This window comes from Bacillus sp. BB51/4, assembly GCF_008368845.1.
GTDB classification, from domain to species: Bacteria; Bacillota; Bacilli; order Bacillales; family Bacillaceae_G; genus Bacillus_A; species Bacillus_A wiedmannii.
Genome location: NZ_QOSC01000017.1, coordinates 269,138 through 287,756, shown reverse-complemented (window position 1 = coordinate 287,756; position 18,619 = coordinate 269,138). Strand labels below are relative to the sequence as shown.

General features: G+C 36.3%; 25 protein-coding genes. 18 read left to right on the top strand and 7 right to left on the bottom strand.

The window, feature by feature from the left end; genetic code table 11:
* The first annotated feature begins 325 nt into the window (after positions 1–325).
* The 5 genes from pdhA to DN392_RS24330 all read left to right on the top strand — a co-directional run bounded on the left by pdhA (position 326) and on the right by DN392_RS24330 (position 5,686).
* Entirely contained in the window at positions 326–1,441 is a 1,116-nt protein-coding gene (gene pdhA, locus DN392_RS24350) for a pyruvate dehydrogenase E1 component subunit alpha (protein ID WP_000536893.1), read from the top strand.
* Between the two features lie 3 nt (positions 1,442–1,444).
* Positions 1,445–2,422, top strand: coding sequence for a pyruvate dehydrogenase complex E1 component subunit beta (gene pdhB, locus DN392_RS24345; protein ID WP_000068162.1), 978 nt, complete (start codon positions 1,445–1,447; stop codon positions 2,420–2,422).
* Between the two features lie 93 nt (positions 2,423–2,515).
* Positions 2,516–3,805 carry a pyruvate dehydrogenase complex dihydrolipoyllysine-residue acetyltransferase gene (pdhC, locus tag DN392_RS24340; protein WP_000863412.1) on the top strand — a complete coding sequence of 430 codons (1,290 nt, stop codon included), beginning with the start codon at positions 2,516–2,518 and terminating at the stop codon, positions 3,803–3,805.
* Between the two features lie 5 nt (positions 3,806–3,810).
* Positions 3,811–5,223 (top strand): dihydrolipoyl dehydrogenase, encoded by a 1,413-nt coding sequence (gene lpdA, locus DN392_RS24335; RefSeq protein ID WP_000260106.1) that lies wholly within the window; start codon positions 3,811–3,813, stop codon positions 5,221–5,223.
* A gap of 235 nt (positions 5,224–5,458) precedes the next feature.
* Positions 5,459–5,686, top strand: a complete 228-nt coding sequence (locus tag DN392_RS24330; RefSeq protein ID WP_001221352.1) for a hypothetical protein — start codon at positions 5,459–5,461, stop codon at positions 5,684–5,686.
* A gap of 1 nt (position 5,687) precedes the next feature.
* Here DN392_RS24330 and DN392_RS24325 read toward each other — a convergent pair whose 3' ends face one another.
* On the bottom strand, positions 5,688–6,080 hold the full coding sequence (locus tag DN392_RS24325) for a DUF1885 family protein (RefSeq protein ID WP_001163317.1): 393 nt from the start codon (positions 6,078–6,080) through the stop codon (positions 5,688–5,690).
* Between the two features lie 127 nt (positions 6,081–6,207).
* Here DN392_RS24325 and DN392_RS24320 point away from each other — a divergent pair, with 127 nt between their 5' ends.
* The 4 genes from DN392_RS24320 (at position 6,208) to DN392_RS24305 (ending at position 7,189) form a co-directional block, all read left to right on the top strand.
* Entirely contained in the window at positions 6,208–6,504 is a 297-nt protein-coding gene (locus tag DN392_RS24320) for a DUF3055 domain-containing protein (protein ID WP_033656384.1), read from the top strand.
* Between the two features lie 194 nt (positions 6,505–6,698).
* Positions 6,699–6,827 (top strand): GapA-binding peptide SR1P, encoded by a 129-nt coding sequence (locus DN392_RS24315; protein WP_000536778.1) that lies wholly within the window; start codon positions 6,699–6,701, stop codon positions 6,825–6,827.
* A 59-nt stretch (positions 6,828–6,886) separates the two neighbouring features.
* Complete coding sequence (locus DN392_RS24310) at positions 6,887–7,015, top strand: GapA-binding peptide SR1P (RefSeq protein WP_000536801.1); 129 nt, start codon at positions 6,887–6,889, stop codon at positions 7,013–7,015.
* Positions 7,016–7,060: 45 nt separating this feature from the next.
* On the top strand, positions 7,061–7,189 hold the full coding sequence (locus tag DN392_RS24305) for a GapA-binding peptide SR1P (protein WP_000536796.1): 129 nt from the start codon (positions 7,061–7,063) through the stop codon (positions 7,187–7,189).
* Between the two features lie 38 nt (positions 7,190–7,227).
* On the opposite strand, the gene DN392_RS24300 is transcribed toward DN392_RS24305, so the two are convergent.
* On the bottom strand, positions 7,228–8,058 hold the full coding sequence (locus tag DN392_RS24300) for a protein-glutamine gamma-glutamyltransferase (protein WP_000635322.1): 831 nt from the start codon (positions 8,056–8,058) through the stop codon (positions 7,228–7,230).
* Between the two features lie 75 nt (positions 8,059–8,133).
* Positions 8,134–9,606 carry an arginine decarboxylase gene (speA, locus tag DN392_RS24295; protein WP_000084906.1) on the bottom strand — a complete coding sequence of 491 codons (1,473 nt, stop codon included), beginning with the start codon at positions 9,604–9,606 and terminating at the stop codon, positions 8,134–8,136.
* 366 nt (positions 9,607–9,972) lie between these two features.
* On the opposite strand from speA, the gene DN392_RS24290 reads away from it, so the two are divergent.
* A complete protein-coding gene (locus tag DN392_RS24290; protein ID WP_000456565.1) occupies positions 9,973–10,242 on the top strand; it encodes a UPF0223 family protein in 270 nt (89 codons plus the stop codon).
* A gap of 80 nt (positions 10,243–10,322) precedes the next feature.
* Here DN392_RS24290 and DN392_RS24285 read toward each other — a convergent pair whose 3' ends face one another.
* Positions 10,323–10,949, bottom strand: coding sequence for a YktB family protein (locus DN392_RS24285; protein WP_000175087.1), 627 nt, complete (start codon positions 10,947–10,949; stop codon positions 10,323–10,325).
* A gap of 207 nt (positions 10,950–11,156) precedes the next feature.
* Between DN392_RS24285 and DN392_RS24280 the strand changes: the two genes are divergently transcribed.
* Positions 11,157–11,345, top strand: a complete 189-nt coding sequence (locus DN392_RS24280) for a hypothetical protein (protein WP_001250166.1) — start codon at positions 11,157–11,159, stop codon at positions 11,343–11,345.
* A gap of 88 nt (positions 11,346–11,433) precedes the next feature.
* Entirely contained in the window at positions 11,434–12,225 is a 792-nt protein-coding gene (locus DN392_RS24275) for an inositol monophosphatase family protein (RefSeq protein ID WP_048565660.1), read from the top strand.
* A 44-nt stretch (positions 12,226–12,269) separates the two neighbouring features.
* Here the strand turns inward: DN392_RS24275 and DN392_RS24270 are convergent, their stop codons facing one another.
* On the bottom strand, positions 12,270–12,449 hold the full coding sequence (locus DN392_RS24270; RefSeq protein ID WP_000400128.1) for a DUF5325 family protein: 180 nt from the start codon (positions 12,447–12,449) through the stop codon (positions 12,270–12,272).
* 140 nt (positions 12,450–12,589) lie between these two features.
* Between DN392_RS24270 and typA the strand changes: the two genes are divergently transcribed.
* The 3 genes from typA to DN392_RS24255 all read left to right on the top strand — a co-directional run bounded on the left by typA (position 12,590) and on the right by DN392_RS24255 (position 15,182).
* Entirely contained in the window at positions 12,590–14,434 is a 1,845-nt protein-coding gene (gene typA, locus DN392_RS24265; protein WP_000914755.1) for a translational GTPase TypA, read from the top strand.
* Between the two features lie 156 nt (positions 14,435–14,590).
* Positions 14,591–14,893: a YlaH-like family protein gene (locus tag DN392_RS24260; RefSeq protein WP_000893656.1), complete on the top strand. Its 303-nt coding sequence runs from the start codon at positions 14,591–14,593 to the stop codon at positions 14,891–14,893.
* 13 nt (positions 14,894–14,906) lie between these two features.
* Positions 14,907–15,182 (top strand): hypothetical protein, encoded by a 276-nt coding sequence (locus tag DN392_RS24255; protein ID WP_001258133.1) that lies wholly within the window; start codon positions 14,907–14,909, stop codon positions 15,180–15,182.
* A 35-nt stretch (positions 15,183–15,217) separates the two neighbouring features.
* Here the strand turns inward: DN392_RS24255 and DN392_RS24250 are convergent, their stop codons facing one another.
* Positions 15,218–15,418: a YlaI family protein gene (locus DN392_RS24250; RefSeq protein ID WP_001995040.1), complete on the bottom strand. Its 201-nt coding sequence runs from the start codon at positions 15,416–15,418 to the stop codon at positions 15,218–15,220.
* A 145-nt stretch (positions 15,419–15,563) separates the two neighbouring features.
* Between DN392_RS24250 and DN392_RS24245 the strand changes: the two genes are divergently transcribed.
* Positions 15,564–16,019 (top strand): PNPOx family protein, encoded by a 456-nt coding sequence (locus DN392_RS24245; protein WP_000024571.1) that lies wholly within the window; start codon positions 15,564–15,566, stop codon positions 16,017–16,019.
* A gap of 246 nt (positions 16,020–16,265) precedes the next feature.
* Entirely contained in the window at positions 16,266–17,594 is a 1,329-nt protein-coding gene (locus DN392_RS24240; protein WP_000358079.1) for a PhoH family protein, read from the top strand.
* A 45-nt stretch (positions 17,595–17,639) separates the two neighbouring features.
* Here the strand turns inward: DN392_RS24240 and DN392_RS24235 are convergent, their stop codons facing one another.
* Positions 17,640–18,137: a hypothetical protein gene (locus DN392_RS24235; protein WP_001289802.1), complete on the bottom strand. Its 498-nt coding sequence runs from the start codon at positions 18,135–18,137 to the stop codon at positions 17,640–17,642.
* A gap of 150 nt (positions 18,138–18,287) precedes the next feature.
* Between DN392_RS24235 and DN392_RS24230 the strand changes: the two genes are divergently transcribed.
* Positions 18,288–18,575 carry an Fpa/YlaN family protein gene (locus DN392_RS24230; RefSeq protein ID WP_000135698.1) on the top strand — a complete coding sequence of 96 codons (288 nt, stop codon included), beginning with the start codon at positions 18,288–18,290 and terminating at the stop codon, positions 18,573–18,575.
* Positions 18,576–18,619 lie beyond the last annotated feature (44 nt).

Sequence of the window (18,619 nt, the reverse complement as noted above, 5' to 3'; positions counted from 1 at the left end):
GGGAATAATATAACAGTAGGTTAATGCTTACTAATACAGATGTGAAAAATAAAAACACGTTTGTGTAGAAGAAACCTGCAGATTATTTATAAAAAAACGTAACCAAAGTAATTGACATCGTAATTAGAATAGTTGTAAACTAAAAAACGTGATCAAGATTGTATTAATATGTTTCTGAAAAAACATTAGTACAGATTGTTAGGTACACAAAATTATTCTCAACCGACAGATAAATTTGTTGGTTTACATTGTTGCGTTTTCAGTCTAGCTAATAGATAGTGAAAGCGTTTCAGAATATGGTTCAAGAGAGGAAGAGGTGAACGGAATGGGTACTAAAACAAAAAAGACCCTATTTAATGTTGATGAGCAAATGAAAGCTATCGCAGCTCAATTTGAGACATTACAAATTTTAAATGAAAAAGGCGAAGTTGTGAATGAAGCAGCTATGCCTGAATTATCTGATGATCAATTAAAAGAATTAATGCGCCGTATGGTGTATACTCGCGTACTAGATCAACGTTCTATTTCTTTAAACCGTCAAGGACGTTTAGGTTTCTACGCACCAACAGCTGGACAAGAGGCTTCTCAATTAGCAAGTCATTTCGCACTTGAAGCAGAAGATTTCATCTTACCAGGATATCGTGATGTGCCACAATTAGTATGGCACGGTTTACCATTATACCAAGCATTCTTATTCTCTCGTGGACATTTCATGGGTAACCAAATGCCTGAGAATGTAAATGCACTTGCTCCACAAATCATTATCGGTGCGCAAATCATCCAAACTGCTGGTGTTGCGTTAGGTATGAAACTACGTGGTAAAAAATCTGTTGCAATTACTTACACTGGTGACGGTGGTGCTTCACAAGGTGACTTCTACGAAGGTATGAACTTTGCGGGTGCATTCAAAGCTCCAGCAATCTTCGTTGTACAAAACAACCGTTATGCAATCTCTACTCCAGTAGAAAAGCAATCTGCAGCTAAAACTGTAGCACAAAAAGCAGTAGCAGCAGGTATTTACGGAATTCAAGTAGACGGTATGGATCCATTAGCTGTATACGCAGCAACTGCTTTCGCTCGTGAGCGTGCAGTAAACGGCGAAGGCCCTACTTTAATCGAGACTTTAACATTCCGTTACGGTCCACATACAATGGCTGGTGATGACCCAACTCGTTACCGTACAAAAGATATCGAGAACGAATGGGAACAAAAAGATCCAATCGTACGCTTCCGTGCATTCTTAGAAAACAAAGGCCTATGGTCTCAAGAAGTTGAAGAGAAAGTAATCGAAGAAGCAAAAGAAGATATCAAACAAGCAATTGCTAAGGCTGACCAAGCTCCAAAACAAAAAGTTACTGATTTAATGGAAATCATGTACGAAAAAATGCCTTACAACTTAGCTGAACAATATGAAATTTACAAAGAAAAGGAGTCGAAGTAAGCCATGGCTCAAATGACAATGATTCAAGCAATCACTGATGCTTTACGCGTTGAAATGAAAAATGACCCTAACGTACTTGTGTTTGGTGAAGACGTTGGTGTAAACGGCGGTGTATTCCGTGCTACTGAAGGTTTACAAGCTGAATTCGGTGAAGATCGTGTAATGGATACTCCACTTGCAGAGTCTGGTATTGGTGGACTTGCAGTTGGACTTGCATTAGAAGGCTTCCGTCCAGTTCCAGAAATCCAATTCTTCGGTTTCATTTATGAAGTAATGGATTCAGTTTCTGGTCAATTAGCTCGTATGCGTTACCGTTCTGGTGGACGTTGGACTGCTCCAGTAACAATTCGTTCTCCATTCGGTGGCGGTGTTCATACTCCTGAACTACATGCTGATAGCTTAGAAGGATTAGTGGCTCAACAACCTGGTCTAAAAGTTGTTATTCCATCTACTCCATACGATGCAAAAGGTCTTTTAATCTCTGCGATTCGTGACAACGATCCAGTTATCTACTTAGAGCATATGAAATTGTACCGTTCATTCCGTCAAGATGTACCAGAAGGCGATTACACAATTGATTTAGGTAAAGCTGATATTAAACGTGAAGGTACAGATGTATCTGTTATCGCTTACGGTGCTATGGTTCATGCTGCATTAAAAGCTGCTGAAGAACTTGAAAAAGAAGGTATCTCTTTAGAGGTAGTTGACTTACGTACAGTTCAACCATTAGATATCGAAACAATCATCGCTTCTGTTGAAAAAACAGGCCGCGTAGTTGTAGTTCAAGAAGCACAAAAACAAGCTGGTATTGCAGCTAACGTTGTAGCGGAAATTAACGACCGTGCAATCTTAAACTTAGAAGCTCCAGTTGTACGTGTTGCAGCTGCTGATACAGTATTCCCATTCTCTCAAGCTGAGAGCGTATGGTTACCAAACCATAAAGATATTGTTGAAGCTGTTAACAAAGTAATGAACTTCTAATTTTTAGCTTTTCATGTGCAAAAGAAATCAGCACATGCTGGTTTCTTTTGTACATATTCCATAATAATGAAATGAATCAGGGGGCTGAATTCCGTGGCATTTGAATTTAAACTACCAGATATCGGTGAAGGTATCCACGAAGGTGAAATCGTAAAATGGTTTATTAAACCAGGCGATGAAGTAAACGAAGACGATGTACTTCTTGAAGTACAAAATGATAAAGCAGTAGTAGAAATCCCTTCTCCTGTTAAAGGTAAAGTACTTGAAGTACTTGTAGAAGAAGGAACAGTTGCAATTGTAGGAGATACATTAATTAAATTTGATGCTCCTGGATACGAAAACCTTAAATTTAAAGGTGACGATCATGATGCAGCTCCAAAAGCTGAAGAAGCAGCAGTAGAAGCTCCAGCAGCGGAAGCTACTCCAGCAGCAACTGCAGAAGTAGTAAATGAGCGCGTAATCGCTATGCCATCTGTTCGTAAATATGCTCGTGAAAACGGCGTAGACATTCATAAAGTAGCTGGTTCTGGTAAGAACGGCCGTATCGTAAAAGCTGACATCGATGCATTTGCAAATGGTGGACAAGCAGTAGCAGCAACTGAGGCTCCAGCAGCAGTAGAAGCTACTCCAGCAGCAGCGAAAGAAGAAGCACCAAAAGCACAACCAATCCCAGCTGGTGAATATCCAGAAACTCGTGAGAAAATGAGTGGTATCCGTAAAGCGATTGCTAAAGCAATGGTTAACTCTAAGCATACAGCTCCTCACGTAACATTAATGGATGAAGTAGATGTAACAGAACTTGTTGCTCACCGTAAGAAGTTCAAAGCTGTTGCAGCTGACAAAGGTATTAAATTAACTTACCTTCCATACGTTGTTAAAGCTTTAACATCTGCATTACGTGAATACCCAATGTTAAACACTTCTTTAGATGATGCTTCTCAAGAAGTAGTTCATAAACATTACTTCAACATCGGTATCGCAGCTGATACAGACAAAGGTCTATTAGTACCAGTTGTTAAAGATACAGATCGCAAGTCTATCTTCACTATTTCTAACGAGATCAATGATCTTGCTGGTAAAGCACGTGACGGTCGTTTAGCTCCGGCTGAAATGAAAGGTGCTTCTTGCACAATTACAAACATTGGTTCTGCAGGTGGACAATGGTTCACTCCAGTTATCAATCACCCAGAAGTAGCAATCCTTGGTATCGGCCGTATCGCTGAGAAGCCAGTTGTGAAAAACGGTGAAATCGTTGCAGCTCCAGTATTAGCATTATCTCTAAGCTTTGACCATCGTTTAATTGACGGCGCAACTGCTCAAAAAGCATTAAACCAAATTAAACGTCTATTGAATGACCCACAATTATTAGTAATGGAGGCGTAATAACAATGGTAGTAGGAGATTTCCCAATTGAATTAGATACAGTCGTTGTTGGTGCAGGTCCTGGTGGATACGTTGCGGCAATTCGTGCAGCACAATTAGGTCAAAAGGTAGCAATTATCGAAAAAGCTAACCTTGGTGGCGTATGCTTAAACGTTGGATGTATTCCTTCAAAAGCGTTAATCAATGCAGGTCATCGTTATGAGAATGCAATGCATTCTGATGACATGGGTATCACTGCAGAGAACGTAAAAGTTGACTTTACAAAAGTTCAAGAATGGAAAAACGGCGTAGTTAAGAAATTAACTGGCGGTGTTGAAGGCCTTCTTAAAGGTAACAAAGTTGAAATCATTCGCGGTGAAGCTTACTTCGTAGATGCTAATACATTACGCGTAATGACTGAAGATGCAGCACAAACGTATACGTTTAAAAATGCTGTTCTTGCAACTGGTTCTACACCAATCGAAATTCCAGGATTCAAATACTCTAAACGTGTTATCAACTCTACAGGTGCTTTAAGCTTACCTGAAATTCCTAAAAAACTTGTTGTAATCGGCGGCGGTTACATCGGTATGGAATTAGGAACTGCATATGCTAACTTCGGTACAGAAGTTACTGTAGTAGAAGCTGGCGACGAAATCTTAGCTGGTTTCGAAAAAGCTATGAGCTCTGTTGTTAAACGTGCTCTTCAAAAGAAAGGTAACGTAAATATCCATACAAAAGCTATGGCTAAAGGCGTTGAAGAAACAGAAACTGGCGTAAAAGTTAGCTTTGAAGTTAAAGGTGAAATCCAAACTGTAGAAGCAGATTACGTATTAGTAACTGTAGGTCGTCGTCCAAACACTCAAGAAATTGGTCTTGAGCAAGTTGGAGTTAAAATGACTGACCGCGGCATCATCGAAATCGATGAGCAATGTCGTACAAACGTATCAAACATCTATGCAATCGGTGATATCGTTCCTGGACCACCATTAGCTCACAAAGCTTCTTACGAAGGTAAAGTAGCTGTTGAAGCAATTAGTGGCCATGCATCAGCAATCGATTACATCGGAATTCCTGCAGTATGCTTCACTGATCCTGAATTAGCATCTGTTGGTTACACTAAGAAACAAGCTGAAGAAGCAGGAATGACAGTAGCTGTATCTAAGTTCCCATTCGCTGCTAACGGTCGTGCATTATCATTAAACAGCACTGACGGTTTCCTACAACTTGTAACACGTAAAGAAGATGGTCTTCTTGTAGGTGCTCAAGTTGCAGGTGCAGGCGCTTCTGATATTATCTCTGAGATTGGTTTAGCTATCGAAGCTGGAATGACAGCAGAAGATATCGCTCAAACAATCCACGCTCACCCAACATTAGGTGAGATCACAATGGAAGCAGCTGAAGTTGCTCTTGGAATGCCAATTCACATTGTAAAATAATTTAAGTAATGAAAATAACCCCTCTCTTATTTAAAGAGAGGGGTTATTTTTATTTTAATAAAATGGCTTGCAAGGTCTTTATGTGTACTTGTCGAATGAATATATAATACTTTAAATGAATCGTTAGAACATATGTTAATTCAAAAGTAGTATATATGCTTTCGTATAATATGTAATTGATTCAAACTTAATCCCATATATTAATAAAATAGAGCATGTCAAAGGAGAAGGTTCCATGAGAATATTACATGTTATATTTTATCATTTTTTATTATGGAGTGGTTTTTCCGTAGTATTATCATTGTCAAATGGTGATAAGTTGCATTACAAAGTAATGCTATTCTTTGTATTTCTTTATTTAGCATATGTGATCGCATATTTTGTATTGCACATCAGAAAGCAGGCATTATTCCTTACGTGTTCAAATTGCATACTTTTTTTAATTGTATATTCTATTTTTTAAATTAACGTTTATAGAAATACATTGTTCTTCCATTAAATAATTGTAATTCTCCTTCTAATTTCTTCGCTAGAAAACGGCAAAATTCATTTGCTTTTCCTTTATCACCAAATGTTGCATTAGGTGGTAAAGAAATCTGAATAAAAGATTGTTCCTTTTCTATACCAACACCAACATATATGGAGTCATATCGATCGTGAGTAGCTTGTAGTTTTAATGTTGTTGCTGATGTATCTAAAATTTCATAAGGAAAAGCGGTATTTGTATAAGCGTAATTAATTTGAACACCAGTTTTGGAAGTAACTGTTTTATAGCACTGAAAAAGTTGTTTTATATCATCTGTTGAAACAGTTTGTTGATTGGATTTAGGTACAAGCGTAATAAAGGCATGTTGCATATAAGTTCCTCCTAACTTAGTAGAATACTATCATTCTACATCCTACTGAATTTTTTGACAATTAAAAGGAGTATTCCTTTTTTTGTTTAATATACTAATGAAAGGTGATGTAGAAAGGTGGAAACCGATGTTTGAAAAATTGTATGATGAGCATGAAAGTGTGAAGGTACGATTTTTGGGGTTTATGACACATGATACTCGTTATGATTTTGGTGTTATTTATACAAATATGTTTTTTGGAAAGCCGCTCATTGTTTGTATGCAAACAGGAAGGTCTACTTTACTTGGAAGAGATGATGTAGAGAATGTGCAACATATACAGGAAGTTTTTAAATTAGGGTCAGAAGAGGAAGCAGCAGAGTTAGCTCAGTTTTTTAAATTTTTAGTCCCATCTACTTCTTTGCATGCGGAATATGAAGAATAATTAATGTAAAACAGTCGTACGTATAAATATGGCTGTTTTTTTGTTTGAATATCGCATACTAATTTAAATTAAAAATATTTAATGTGTTATACTAAAAACCTATTGACGTAAAAAGTATAACATATTAAAATAAAGACAGAAAGTTAAGCGGTTACAAAAGTTTTTGGGATTATAAACTTAGGAGGAAATGAAAAATGGGAACGATCGTATGTCAAGATTGTGAAGGTACAATTGCACACTTCGAGGATGAGAAAGTAACGGTACTTTACGGGAAATGTGGATCTTGCGGATGTGATCACACAGAGCATACAAAAGCCCAATAATTGATAGGAAATGGACAGCTAAAAGTTTTTAGGACCATAAACTTAGGGGGAAATGAAAAATGGGAACAATCGTATGCCAAGTATGTGAAGGAACAATCGGACATTTTGAAGATGAAAAAACGACAGTGCTTTACGGAAAATGTGGTACAAATTGTGACTGTGCTAATAGAGACAAGGCGAAAGCTTAATTATAAATAAGTAGATTATTATTAAAACTCAGGGGGAAATGAAAAATGGGAACAATCGTATGCCAAGTATGTGAAGGAACAATCGGACATTTTGAAGATGAAAAATCAACAGTACTATACGGAAAATGTGGATCTCATTGCGAATGTGACCATAAAGAACATACAAAAGCTTAAATAAGAAGAAGCGCCTACATATATATGTAGGCGCTTTTTTAATAAATTGTAGTTGTATGGCCAACTGTTGCAACGATTGCATCATCTCTAATCGGAATAAATCCTATCGATGTCTGTGGAGTGCTAGGAGAGGCGTAGTGGCTCATGAGACGGCTATCAATACGGGTAATAGTATCGGTCAAGAAAGCTGAAATAAAAGCGTAAGGGACTCGTCGTTCATTTAATGAGTATATAATTTCCTCTTTTGTTTTTACACCTACGCCATGTCCGTAAAAAAAGAAATTTCCTAGATAGATTGTATTTTCTCCTTGCCACTCGATCGTAGCTGGATTCACTTGTGGATTTTTAAAATAAACGAGATCACCTGGAACAAGATCGCCACCCGTTTTTGTTATGAGCTTTAAATCTTGATCGTAGTCCCACGTATAAAGTAAAAGGTTTGCAAAGAGACGGTTGAAAGTTTCTTCCTCATATAATGATAGTAAAGCTTTGTAAAAAATAATGATCATAGCGGTGGCGCATTCAGTTCCATATAGTTTTCCGTTTTTGAAAATATCTTGTATGGCAATGGAAGGGGGTATGTTTGGTAGTAGCTCGAACCCTCCAAGTGGTGTTCTTTTCCAATACTGGGGGTTGCAAAAGGATTGTTGAAATGTGCGAAACTGAAATCCACTTTGAAAAAGTTCTAATGCAGAAGTAATAATATTCACTCGCAAATTTAGATCAAAGCTGAGTTCATCAGATGTTCGGAAGGAATAAATTTCTTGATTTCCTGCCATTATCGATAAAATTTGTTGTTTCTCAGCTGCAAATGGCTCATATTCATTTGTGATATAAGGATGTACAATAGAACGGCCTATTACAATCATAATAGTATCCCCACCTATACGTTACATTACTTAATATCGTATGGGAAAAGAGAAAAAGGGTGAAAGAAAAGCCTATCAACTGATAGGCTTGTACTCTTTAATCACACGTAATGTTTGTAATGTCATATCTTCAGGACCTTGTACAGGTAAACCTGCTTCTAAGTTTTTACGAATATACTCTAAGTTATCTTGTGTAATAATTTCCCCCGGAGTAAAGATTGGAATCCCTGGCGGATAAACCATAACGAAATCAGCTATAATACGACCTGCTGCATTTTCAAACGGAATGACTTCTGTTTCCGAATAAAAAGCATCTCGAGGAGAAAGTGCTAGCACTGGAATTTCTGGAATTTCTACTTGTATTTGAACACCTTTATCGGCTTTATTTCTAAATGTTGCTGCTAAATCTTGTAATGCTGCAATAAGTGTATTTGTCTCACTTTCTGTATCCCCAAAAGTGACAAGACATAGTATGTTGTATAAATCTGAGAGTTCTACTTCAATGTTATATTGCTCTCTAAGCCATACTTCAGCCTGATGGCCTGTAATACCTAAATCTTTTACAGATACAATTATCTTTGTAGGATCGTAGTTAAAAGTAGCATCCGTACCTAGCATTTCTTTCCCAGGACAGTAAAGATCCTCAATAGCATTAATAGCATCACGAACTTGTTCCGCTAATTGTATTGTTTGTTCTATGAGTGCTGTTCCTTCTGTAGCAAGACGTTTTCTAGCAACATCTAGGGATGCTAACAAGATGTAAGAAGTTGATGTCGTCGTAAGCATGCTAATAATAGATTGAACATGTTTAACGTTCACAAGGCCTTCCTTCACGTTAAGAATAGAACTTTGCGTTAAAGATCCTCCTAATTTGTGAACACTTGTTGCTGCCATATCTGCACCGGCTTGCATCGCTGACATCGGCAATTCATCGTGAAAATGAATATGAACTCCATGAGCCTCATCAACTAGTACAGGGATATCATAAGAATGCGCTAATTGGACGATCTGTTCTAAGTCCGCAGCAAAGCCAAAGTATGTTGGATTAATAACAAGTAAGCCTTTCGCATCTGAATGCTCTTCAAGTGCCTTTTTGACAGATTGAATTGTGATTCCGTGTGAAATACCAAGTGTTGGATCGATTTCAGGATGCATGAAAATCGGTTTTGCACCTGAGAAAATAATAGCTGACATTACTGATTTATGCACGTTTCGTGGCACTAGGATTTTGTCACCAGGACCGCACACGCTCATCACCATTGTCATTATTGCACCACTTGTACCTTGAATAGAAAAGAAAGTATGATCTGCACCAAATGCAGCGGCTGCTAAATCTTGTGCTTCTTTAATCATACCTTTCGGATGATGTAAATCATCGAGCGGCGCAATATTAATTAAATCAATTGCTAATGCATTATGCCCAATAAATTCGCGAAATGTAGGATCCATGCCCTGTCCTTTTTTGTGACCAGGAATATGGAATTGAATTGGATTTCGCTTACTGTGCTCAACTAAAGCGGTAAACAATGGTGTTTCGTATTGGGACAATCTATACACCCCTTCTTTTTCATAATATTTATTAGAGTTTGTTTTATATAATCTTGTTCTAAAAAAGTTAAGTGCTTTTTAGAATGAGACTTGTTTTTCTGCCAATCACAAAAGCATTTTTGAGATGGTAGGTTCACTTTATTTTCTATAAAACAAAAGCATTATATCACCAATAATTATAGATGTATAGAAAAAAATATTTTTACAGTGAGTATGTTAAATAGTTATTTCCAATTAACTTATAGAGGAAGACAATTCCATCACAATGAATAAATAGTGTATAATGCAAAGTGGCTATAGTGAAGAAGAAAAAATCCCTTTAAGATAGCATATCGAAATAAGAAGAAATGATAAATGAGGTGCGAAATGGAATATCAATATCCGTTAGATTATGATTGGTCAAATGAGGAAATGGTTGTAATTGTGAAGTTTTATGAAGCAATTGAGAAAGCATACGAAAAAGGAATTATAAGAGAAGAATTAATGGGATTATATCGTCGTTTTAAAGAGATTGTTCCATCTAAAGCAGAAGAGAAGAAAATTGATAAAGAGTTTCAAGAAGTAAGTGGATATTCTATATACCGTGCGATTCAAAGGGCGAAAGAAACGGAAGAACAAAAGCTCGTTAAAATGTAAAAATATTTTGAAAAATGAAAACTGAAGTGATATAATGTGATAACAACTAAAAACGGACAATATAAATTGTCCGTTTTCTACTATCGATTACAAAGTGCATATAAAGGAAGGAGTGATTGCATCGTAGATTCAATCTTAGCAAGGAATTGTTCGTTGGTCATTGCTGAAAACTCCTCTGGTGATATATGAATACCAACTAATAATTCTGCTTTTTTCACAGTAGCTAGACGTTCAATCATCTTTTGTAAGTCTTCTGTTTCAAGTGTTTTATGTAATTTTACACTTGGTTTAGTATGGTCAATGGACCAAACGAAGTCATTTGGAATATTTGTTTTTAAATCATTTAAATGTTCTAAGAAGGCGTGAGCCGTCTCCACTTTTTGTGGACACTCATAGATTAAACCAAAGTATATGAAGGCATGAGTACCCCATAATCCAATTTGGAAATGTGGTAGCATTTTATATCCGCGTTTATTTGTTGAAAAAGCAACCCAAGTATCGTTTGGTGGATTGACTTTGCGACGTGCATGTTTTGCTACATGATAAAAAAAGTTCTCATCAGTTTGTTTGGATAAATACGTTGCAAACTGTTCCCCTAAAGCTTCCAGCTTAGGATGAATGTTCGTTTTAATTGCACTCATTCGTTCTTCGAGACCATCAACTGTAAAGACCTCAAAATCAGTTGACTTGAATGTTTGTAGTGTCATGATTGTTCCTCCAACTCCTATTTTGCTTTTATTTTAGCATAGCTTGTACTATTCATAAAAAAAACAGCACAAAAAAAATTTAAATAAAAAAATATAATTTTGTTGCATAGATGATTTATCCAACATAGTATAGTATAAAACAAAAAATCAGAAAATTGAATCAATTCTAGTCCGAGGGCAGACGAATATTGGGAGGAGGCAAATAATATGAGACAGGTGATTAATGCGTTAAAGAGAACAGATGCTGAAAAGAGAATACCGGTGCTACGTTTGGAGCTAGATTATGAATTAGCAACTTTATATGATGCGATGATGGAAAATGATAAACTGAAAAAAGAAGAGTGTGTACAAAAGTTAGAAGTGTTAAGACTTGAAATGATTCGTTTAGAAGCGTAATAATAGTATATGTATAAAAAATTAGTTGGTGCGAACCTTATAAAGGGTTCGTTTTTTCTGTGAACAGTATAGATCGGAGTGTTTAAACATGCAAGAAGTATGGAAAGACATCGATGCACACGCCAAACAGTGGATTCGAGATGCAGGAGAGTTTTTAATGGCATCAATGGAAAAAGCACTTATTATAGAAACGAAATCCAATGCAGCTGATTTAGTAACAAATATGGACCGAGAAATAGAACAGTTTTTAATTGGGAAAATTAAAGAAACATTCCCGAACCATAATATTTTAGGAGAAGAAGGTTATGGAGATGAGGTAACTTCTTCTGAAGGGGTTGTTTGGTTAATTGATCCAATTGATGGCACGATGAACTTTGTTCATCAAAAAAGAAATTTCGCAATTTCAATTGGAATTTATGAGAACGGTATCGGAAAGGTTGGACTCATTTATGATCCAGTTCATGATGAATTATACCATGCGGTAAAGGGAGCTGGAGCATTTTGTAATGAAGTACCAATACCTTTATTGGAAAAAGGAACTGTAGAGCAAGGTATTGTAGCTGTAAATGCGATATGGCTTACCGACAATCCAATGCTTAATAAGGAAAGTATGATGGCACTGGTTAAGAAAGCAAGAGGCACGAGATCATATGGCTGTGCAGCGTTAGAGATGGTATACGTTGCAACAGGAAGAATAGATGCATATGTAACGCCGAGATTATCACCATGGGATTTTGGTGGGGGACAGATAATTGTAGAGGAAGTTGGAGGCAAGGTGACAACTTTTTCTGGATCCCCGCTTTCTATCGTAGAGAAGAGCAGCGTATTAGTTGCAAAACCAGGAGTGTATGAAGAGTTGTTACGATTTATAGCGGAGTAACAAAAAAAGTAAGAGGCTGTATAAGCGCTTCTTACTTTTTGACGTTATTTCGATTTACGCATTTTTCTTTTTGTTACAAAACCGTATCCAACTGTAACAAATGTGCCGATAATGCAAATAATAATACCGATGGGACTATTTTCAGCAACCATAATGCCGATACCAATTAAGAAAATAACACCGATAATTGCAGTTAATAAAAAGCGATATTGAATGTGTTCCATTTCTTCACCCTCCAATCTCATTTTACTTTCACAAAAGTAAGAATACAACTATATTTTCATTCTTGATTTTATTTTGATTGCCATTGTATCCCCTTCGCTCTTATAATAGAGAAGGATTAAAAAGACATTAGGAGTTGGACATGTTGAAAAAACGACAAGATTTACGAAATATAGCAATTATTGCCCACGTTGACCATGGTAAAACAACACTTGTTGACCAGTTATTACGTCAAGCGGGGACGTTCCGTGCGAATGAACATATTGAAGAACGCGCAATGGACTCAAACGATCTAGAAAGAGAACGTGGTATTACAATTTTAGCGAAGAATACTGCGATTCACTATGAAGATAAAAGAATTAACATTTTAGATACACCTGGTCACGCTGACTTCGGTGGAGAAGTAGAGCGTATCATGAAAATGGTTGATGGTGTTCTACTTGTTGTTGATGCATATGAAGGTTGTATGCCACAAACACGATTTGTTTTAAAGAAAGCTCTTGAGCAAAACTTAACTCCAATCGTTGTTGTAAACAAAATTGACCGTGACTTCGCTCGCCCTGATGAAGTAGTTGATGAAGTAGTTGACTTATTCATCGAACTTGGTGCAAACGAAGATCAATTAGAGTTCCCAGTTGTATTTGCATCAGCAATGAACGGAACAGCAAGCTTAGATTCAAATCCAGCAAATCAAGAAGAGAATATGAAATCATTGTTTGACACAATTATTGAACATATTCCAGCACCAGTTGATAACAGCGAAGAGCCACTTCAATTCCAAGTAGCACTTCTTGATTACAATGACTATGTTGGTCGTATCGGAGTTGGACGCGTATTCCGTGGTACAATGAAAGTAGGACAACAAGTTGCATTAATGAAAGTTGATGGAACTGTAAAACAATTCCGTGTAACGAAATTATTTGGTTACATTGGATTAAAACGTCAAGAAATTGAAGAAGCAAAAGCTGGAGATTTAGTAGCTGTTTCAGGTATGGAAGACATTAACGTAGGTGAAACGGTATGTCCGGTTGAGCATGAAGAGGCTTTACCATTATTACGTATTGATGAGCCAACACTACAAATGACATTCCTTGTAAATAACAGCCCATTTGCAGGTCGTGAAGGTAAATTCATTACATCTCGTAAAATTGAAGAGCGTCTTCGTTCACAATTAGAAACAGATGTAAGTTTACGTGTAGATAATACAGATTCTCCTGATGCGTGGATCGTATCTGGACGCGGGGAATTACATTTATCTATCCTAATTGAAAACATGCGTCGTGAAGGTTATGAACTACAAGTATCTAAGCCTGAAGTAATTATTAAAGAAGTTGATGGCGTAAGATGTGAGCCTGTAGAGCGCGTGCAAATCGATGTACCTGAAGAATACACTGGTTCTATTATGGAATCTATGGGTGCACGTAAAGGTGAAATGTTAGATATGGTGAATAACGGAAACGGTCAAGTTCGCCTTACTTTCATGGTTCCAGCACGTGGTTTAATTGGTTACACAACAGAATTCTTAACATTAACTCGTGGTTACGGTATTTTAAACCATACATTCGATTGCTACCAACCAGTACACGCTGGACAAGTTGGTGGACGTCGCCAAGGTGTTCTAGTTTCACTTGAAACAGGAAAAGCATCACAATACGGTATTATGCAAGTTGAAGACCGTGGTGTAATCTTCGTTGAACCAGGTACAGAAGTATATGCTGGTATGATTGTTGGAGAACACACTCGTGAGAATGACTTAACAGTTAACGTTGTAAAAATGAAACAACAAACTAATATTCGTTCTGCGACGAAAGATCAAACTTCAACAATGAAAAAACCACGCTTAATGACTTTAGAAGAGTCATTAGAGTATTTAAACGATGACGAGTTCTGTGAAGTAACTCCAGAATCAATTCGTCTACGTAAAAAGATTCTTGATAAGAGCGAGCGCGAAAGAGCTGCTAAGAAAAAGAAATCTGTAGAAGCGTAAAATAATAGAACAGCTACCTTTGAGGGGTAGCTGTTTTTTTATTGTATTTATTTTTGGAATATTTACTCTTTTTTGTGGACAGTATTTTTTTTGCGGGTTACTCTTGTATTAAGTACATAAATAAAATTTGTTTCTTGTGAGAAAGGGGGATGAATGATGTTAGAAAGAATGTCGTTTTTTGCGAAATTATGTAAAGTTGATGAAAATCCAGAACTAGGGATGTGGTTGCTATATGGCATCATTATTATATTAAGTGCACTTGTGTATAATTTAGGTTTTGCAAGAAAACTATCAATAATAAAAAATATAGTGATATATATATCGTTAGCGATTGGGTGTACAGTTTTAACTTTCTTTGCAGTTTTTTTACCTGTTGGAGAGGGCCTTGTTGTAGCGGCAATTGTACTTGGGATTTATAGGTTGCGTTTACGTCAAGCGAGACAACAAAAAGCAGGATGAGGGGGGGAGTTTTATGCGTTCAGTACAAGATGCATTATATAATTGGTTAACAATTAAAACAGTTGCCGAAGCACGTCCAGATGATCGTGCTGCAAAAGAAACGTATTTGTTATTTCAAAATATGATATATGAGGAACATAAATTAAAGAATGTGGAAGTTAAAAAGAATGAAGAAATGTATTTGATTACATATGAAATGAATGGAGAAAGAAAATCTGCGAGGTTTCCGTTAGAAGCTATTGATTGCTTTTTGGATCAAATGAATCGTGAACCTGAAAAATATAAATAAGTCCTTATCTATATGATTAAGGACTTATTTACATTTTACCAATCGTCTTCGACTTTTTTATCACGATATAATCGGAAATTACCACTTGCATGACGTTCCATCGTACGTTCTGCAATTCGTTCCGAACATTCCATGCACATATATGTATGAATAGGGCGGTTACGTAGTTTTTTTGCCATAGGATTTTCATCATCTAACATATCTTTTTTATCACAAATCATACATTTGACTCTCATTTCGTCACCTCAATACGAATTCTATCAGTATAAGTATATCATGGAAGTGTAATATTTTTGAATAATAGCGGGAAAAAATAATATTTTCGCAATTTGAAAAATAAGTTATGATAAGGATATACTAATTATATTTGGAGGTGGAAATATGGCGAATGTAGTAGATCCTACATTAACAGATGATTTAGTACAAACGTTACGTAAAGAATGTATTGTTATGGTAGCAACAACAGACTTCGAAAAACAAGTTCCTAACGTAAGTGCTATTTCTTGGGTGTATGCAGTGAGTAAAACTAGTATTCGATTTGCAGTAGATCAACGTTCACGTATTGTGGAAAATATACGGCATAGTACTGGGCTAGTATTGACTATAATGGCGAATGAATCCGTATTTTCCATAAGTGGTGCAGGTGAAATTTTGACTGATAGAATGGAAGGCATTCCTCTAAAATTAACTGTAATAGAAGTAAATGTACAAGAAGTACGTGATGTTATGTTTTATGGAGCGAAGCTTGCAACTGAGCCAACCTATGAAAAAACATATGATATTCGCGCAGCGAAAAAGCTGGATAACCAAGTGTTAGTAGGAATAAAAGAATTATAAATGTGATAAATAAGAAAATAAGTTATTAACTTTTGTAATCAGTTATTGTGATTTTATGTTAATAATTATAATTAAAAGTAATATATTGAATAGAAATGAATAAAAAATAAATAAAAGGTTTCATGGCTATGAATTTCGATTCTACCTCGTTTATACGGTACATATAATTATAACAATGGTTCGTCCATATTTTATGGATGAAACCCTTGTTCTACAAATTTAAAAGTGGAGTCAGGGGGTAACAGGTTGGATAAAATTTATGTGTTAGATACGAATGTACTTTTGCAGGATCCTTTATCTATTTTTTCATTTGAAACAAATGAAGTAGTGATTCCAGCAGTTGTATTAGAAGAGGTTGATTCGAAAAAACGTTATATGGATGAAGTAGGACGAAACGCTCGTTATGTATCTAAGCTAATAGACAAATTTCGTGAAATAGGAAAGCTGCATGAAAGTATTCCGTTAGAAAACGGCGGTACATTTCGTATTGAATTAAATCATCGTTCATTTGTTCAACTACAAGATATTTTTGTAGAAAAAACGAATGATAATCGAATTTTAGCTGTAGCAAAAAATCTATCTTTAGAAGAACAAGAAAAAGAGGACGGGAAGTCTGTTATTTTAGTAAGTAAAGACGTGCTCGTAAGGGTAAAAGCTGATGCAATTGGTTTGAAGGCGGAAGATTATTTAAGTGATCGTGTAATTGAAGTAGATAATATATATTCAGGATTTTTAGAAGGGTATATATCAAAAGAGCAATTAGATTATTTTTATGAAAAAGGTGAATTGCCTTTATCCGAAATTGCAAATCACCCTTTTTATCCAAATCAGTTTGTAGTAATGAAAGATGCATTAGGGGGATCTAGTTCAGCACTTGGCATTGTGGATCATTTAGGTAAGAAGGTAAAGAAACTTATTTTTCACAATGAACAAGTATGGGGGATACGACCACGAAATGTGCAACAAATTATGGGATTAGAATTGTTGCTTCGTGAAGATATTCCGCTAGTAACGTTAACGGGGAAAGCTGGTACAGGAAAAACATTACTCGCGTTGGCTTCAGGACTCATGCAAACGGAAGATTTAGGACTATATAAAAAACTACTCGTTGCAAGGCCAATTGTTCCGGTCGGAAAAGATATCGGTTATTTACCAGGAGAAAAAGAAGAAAAGTTAAGACCATGGATGCAACCGATTTTTGATAATCTAGAGTATTTATTTAATACGAAAAAGCCAGGAGAGTTAGATGCTATTTTAGCTGGAATGGGTTCGATTGAAGTAGAGGCCCTTACCTATATACGTGGGAGAAGTATTCCAGATCAGTTCATTATAATTGATGAAGCACAAAATTTAACGAAGCATGAAGTGAAAACGATATTAACAAGGGTAGGAGAAAAAAGTAAAATTGTATTAATGGGAGATCCTCAGCAAATTGATCACCCGTATTTGGATGAATATAATAATGGTTTAACATATGTTGTAGAGAAGTTTAAAGAGCAACGTATTAGTGGTCATGTAAAGTTTGTTAAAGGGGAGCGGTCTAATTTAGCTCAACTTGCAGCAGATTTATTATAAAAGGAGTGAGCTGAGGCTCACTCCTTTTTCTTCCAAGTATACACTTTAAATAATTGTAAATTTACGGATGTTACGGATTGGATTTTGTCTATTAGATCCATCATTGTAATATAGATGAACAGGTCCATCCTCTTTTAATGGCTTTCCTTCTTTTGAAAAACCAAGAATAGCATTTGCTACAGTTTCTAATGGAAGTATTATTGTTTGATCTACTGTTTCAATTTCGACTTGCGTAGCGTCCTCTGAAGTTTCGGCGTTAGCAAGAAATGGATGAAATGGTATACCGAACGTTCCGGTAATTAGTTGTTCTTTTTTATATTTCTTTACACTTTGTTGTATCGGTGGAAACGCAGCACCATCACGGATTTCGCGATCCCAATGCTCTGAAGTGTTTTTTAAATAAGCTTCTAGTTCTGAAGTGTTTTCTCTTGTTTCATCAAAGTAAGTTGTCAAATCTACTTTTCGATCATCAAAGATCCAAACAGTTGGATCGATAGTGATTGGAAAACGAACTTTTCCATTAATAAATAAAATTTCGCTCATTGTTGTTCCCCCATTTGTGTTATACTCCCACTTTTCAGTATAATAGCATTAGACACGGTTGTCACAAAAAATGTTTCTATTGCAATTTACTAAAACTATCGCTAATATTAATAGATAGGAGAGAGTAGGACGGAAACGGAGGGAATCAATTTGGCGTCTGAGACAGTATCAAATCATCAGGAAAAGGCACTAGCCCTTCTACAAGCGGATGCGGAGAAGATTTTAAGACTTATTAAGGTGCAAATGGACAATCTTACAATGCCGCAATGTCCATTATATGAAGAAGTGTTAGACACACAAATGTTTGGACTATCCCGCGAGGTCGATTTTGCAGTTCGCCTTGGTCTTATTGCAGAAGAACAAGGGAAAGCAATGTTAGGAGAGCTTGAACGTGAGTTATCTGCACTTCATGAAGCATTTACGAACAAACAACAATAACGGGTTCAAATAGGGGGGCTCAAACTGAAATAGTTTGGGCTTTT

What these genes read in the sequence shown, in the direction of transcription:
- DN392_RS24245 (WP_000024571.1), top strand. Translation starts at nt 15,564, where the DNA reads ATGGCGAATGTAGTAGATCCTACATTAACAGATGATTTAGTACAAACG.
- DN392_RS24310 (WP_000536801.1), top strand. Translation starts at nt 6,887, where the DNA reads ATGGGAACAATCGTATGCCAAGTATGTGAAGGAACAATCGGACATTTT.
- DN392_RS24330 (WP_001221352.1), top strand. Translation starts at nt 5,459, where the DNA reads ATGAGAATATTACATGTTATATTTTATCATTTTTTATTATGGAGTGGT.
- DN392_RS24280 (WP_001250166.1), top strand. Translation starts at nt 11,157, where the DNA reads ATGAGACAGGTGATTAATGCGTTAAAGAGAACAGATGCTGAAAAGAGA.
- DN392_RS24260 (WP_000893656.1), top strand. Translation starts at nt 14,591, where the DNA reads ATGTTAGAAAGAATGTCGTTTTTTGCGAAATTATGTAAAGTTGATGAA.
- pdhA (WP_000536893.1), top strand. Translation starts at nt 326, where the DNA reads ATGGGTACTAAAACAAAAAAGACCCTATTTAATGTTGATGAGCAAATG.
- DN392_RS24250 (WP_001995040.1), bottom strand. Translation starts at nt 15,418, where the DNA reads ATGAGAGTCAAATGTATGATTTGTGATAAAAAAGATATGTTAGATGAT.
- DN392_RS24325 (WP_001163317.1), bottom strand. Translation starts at nt 6,080, where the DNA reads ATGCAACATGCCTTTATTACGCTTGTACCTAAATCCAATCAACAAACT.
- DN392_RS24270 (WP_000400128.1), bottom strand. Translation starts at nt 12,449, where the DNA reads ATGGAACACATTCAATATCGCTTTTTATTAACTGCAATTATCGGTGTT.
- DN392_RS24305 (WP_000536796.1), top strand. Translation starts at nt 7,061, where the DNA reads ATGGGAACAATCGTATGCCAAGTATGTGAAGGAACAATCGGACATTTT.
- DN392_RS24285 (WP_000175087.1), bottom strand. Translation starts at nt 10,949, where the DNA reads ATGACACTACAAACATTCAAGTCAACTGATTTTGAGGTCTTTACAGTT.
- DN392_RS24290 (WP_000456565.1), top strand. Translation starts at nt 9,973, where the DNA reads ATGGAATATCAATATCCGTTAGATTATGATTGGTCAAATGAGGAAATG.
- DN392_RS24275 (WP_048565660.1), top strand. Translation starts at nt 11,434, where the DNA reads ATGCAAGAAGTATGGAAAGACATCGATGCACACGCCAAACAGTGGATT.
- DN392_RS24235 (WP_001289802.1), bottom strand. Translation starts at nt 18,137, where the DNA reads ATGAGCGAAATTTTATTTATTAATGGAAAAGTTCGTTTTCCAATCACT.
- pdhB (WP_000068162.1), top strand. Translation starts at nt 1,445, where the DNA reads ATGGCTCAAATGACAATGATTCAAGCAATCACTGATGCTTTACGCGTT.
- lpdA (WP_000260106.1), top strand. Translation starts at nt 3,811, where the DNA reads ATGGTAGTAGGAGATTTCCCAATTGAATTAGATACAGTCGTTGTTGGT.
- DN392_RS24300 (WP_000635322.1), bottom strand. Translation starts at nt 8,058, where the DNA reads ATGATTGTAATAGGCCGTTCTATTGTACATCCTTATATCACAAATGAA.
- DN392_RS24320 (WP_033656384.1), top strand. Translation starts at nt 6,208, where the DNA reads ATGTTTGAAAAATTGTATGATGAGCATGAAAGTGTGAAGGTACGATTT.
- DN392_RS24255 (WP_001258133.1), top strand. Translation starts at nt 14,907, where the DNA reads ATGCGTTCAGTACAAGATGCATTATATAATTGGTTAACAATTAAAACA.
- DN392_RS24315 (WP_000536778.1), top strand. Translation starts at nt 6,699, where the DNA reads ATGGGAACGATCGTATGTCAAGATTGTGAAGGTACAATTGCACACTTC.
- typA (WP_000914755.1), top strand. Translation starts at nt 12,590, where the DNA reads ATGTTGAAAAAACGACAAGATTTACGAAATATAGCAATTATTGCCCAC.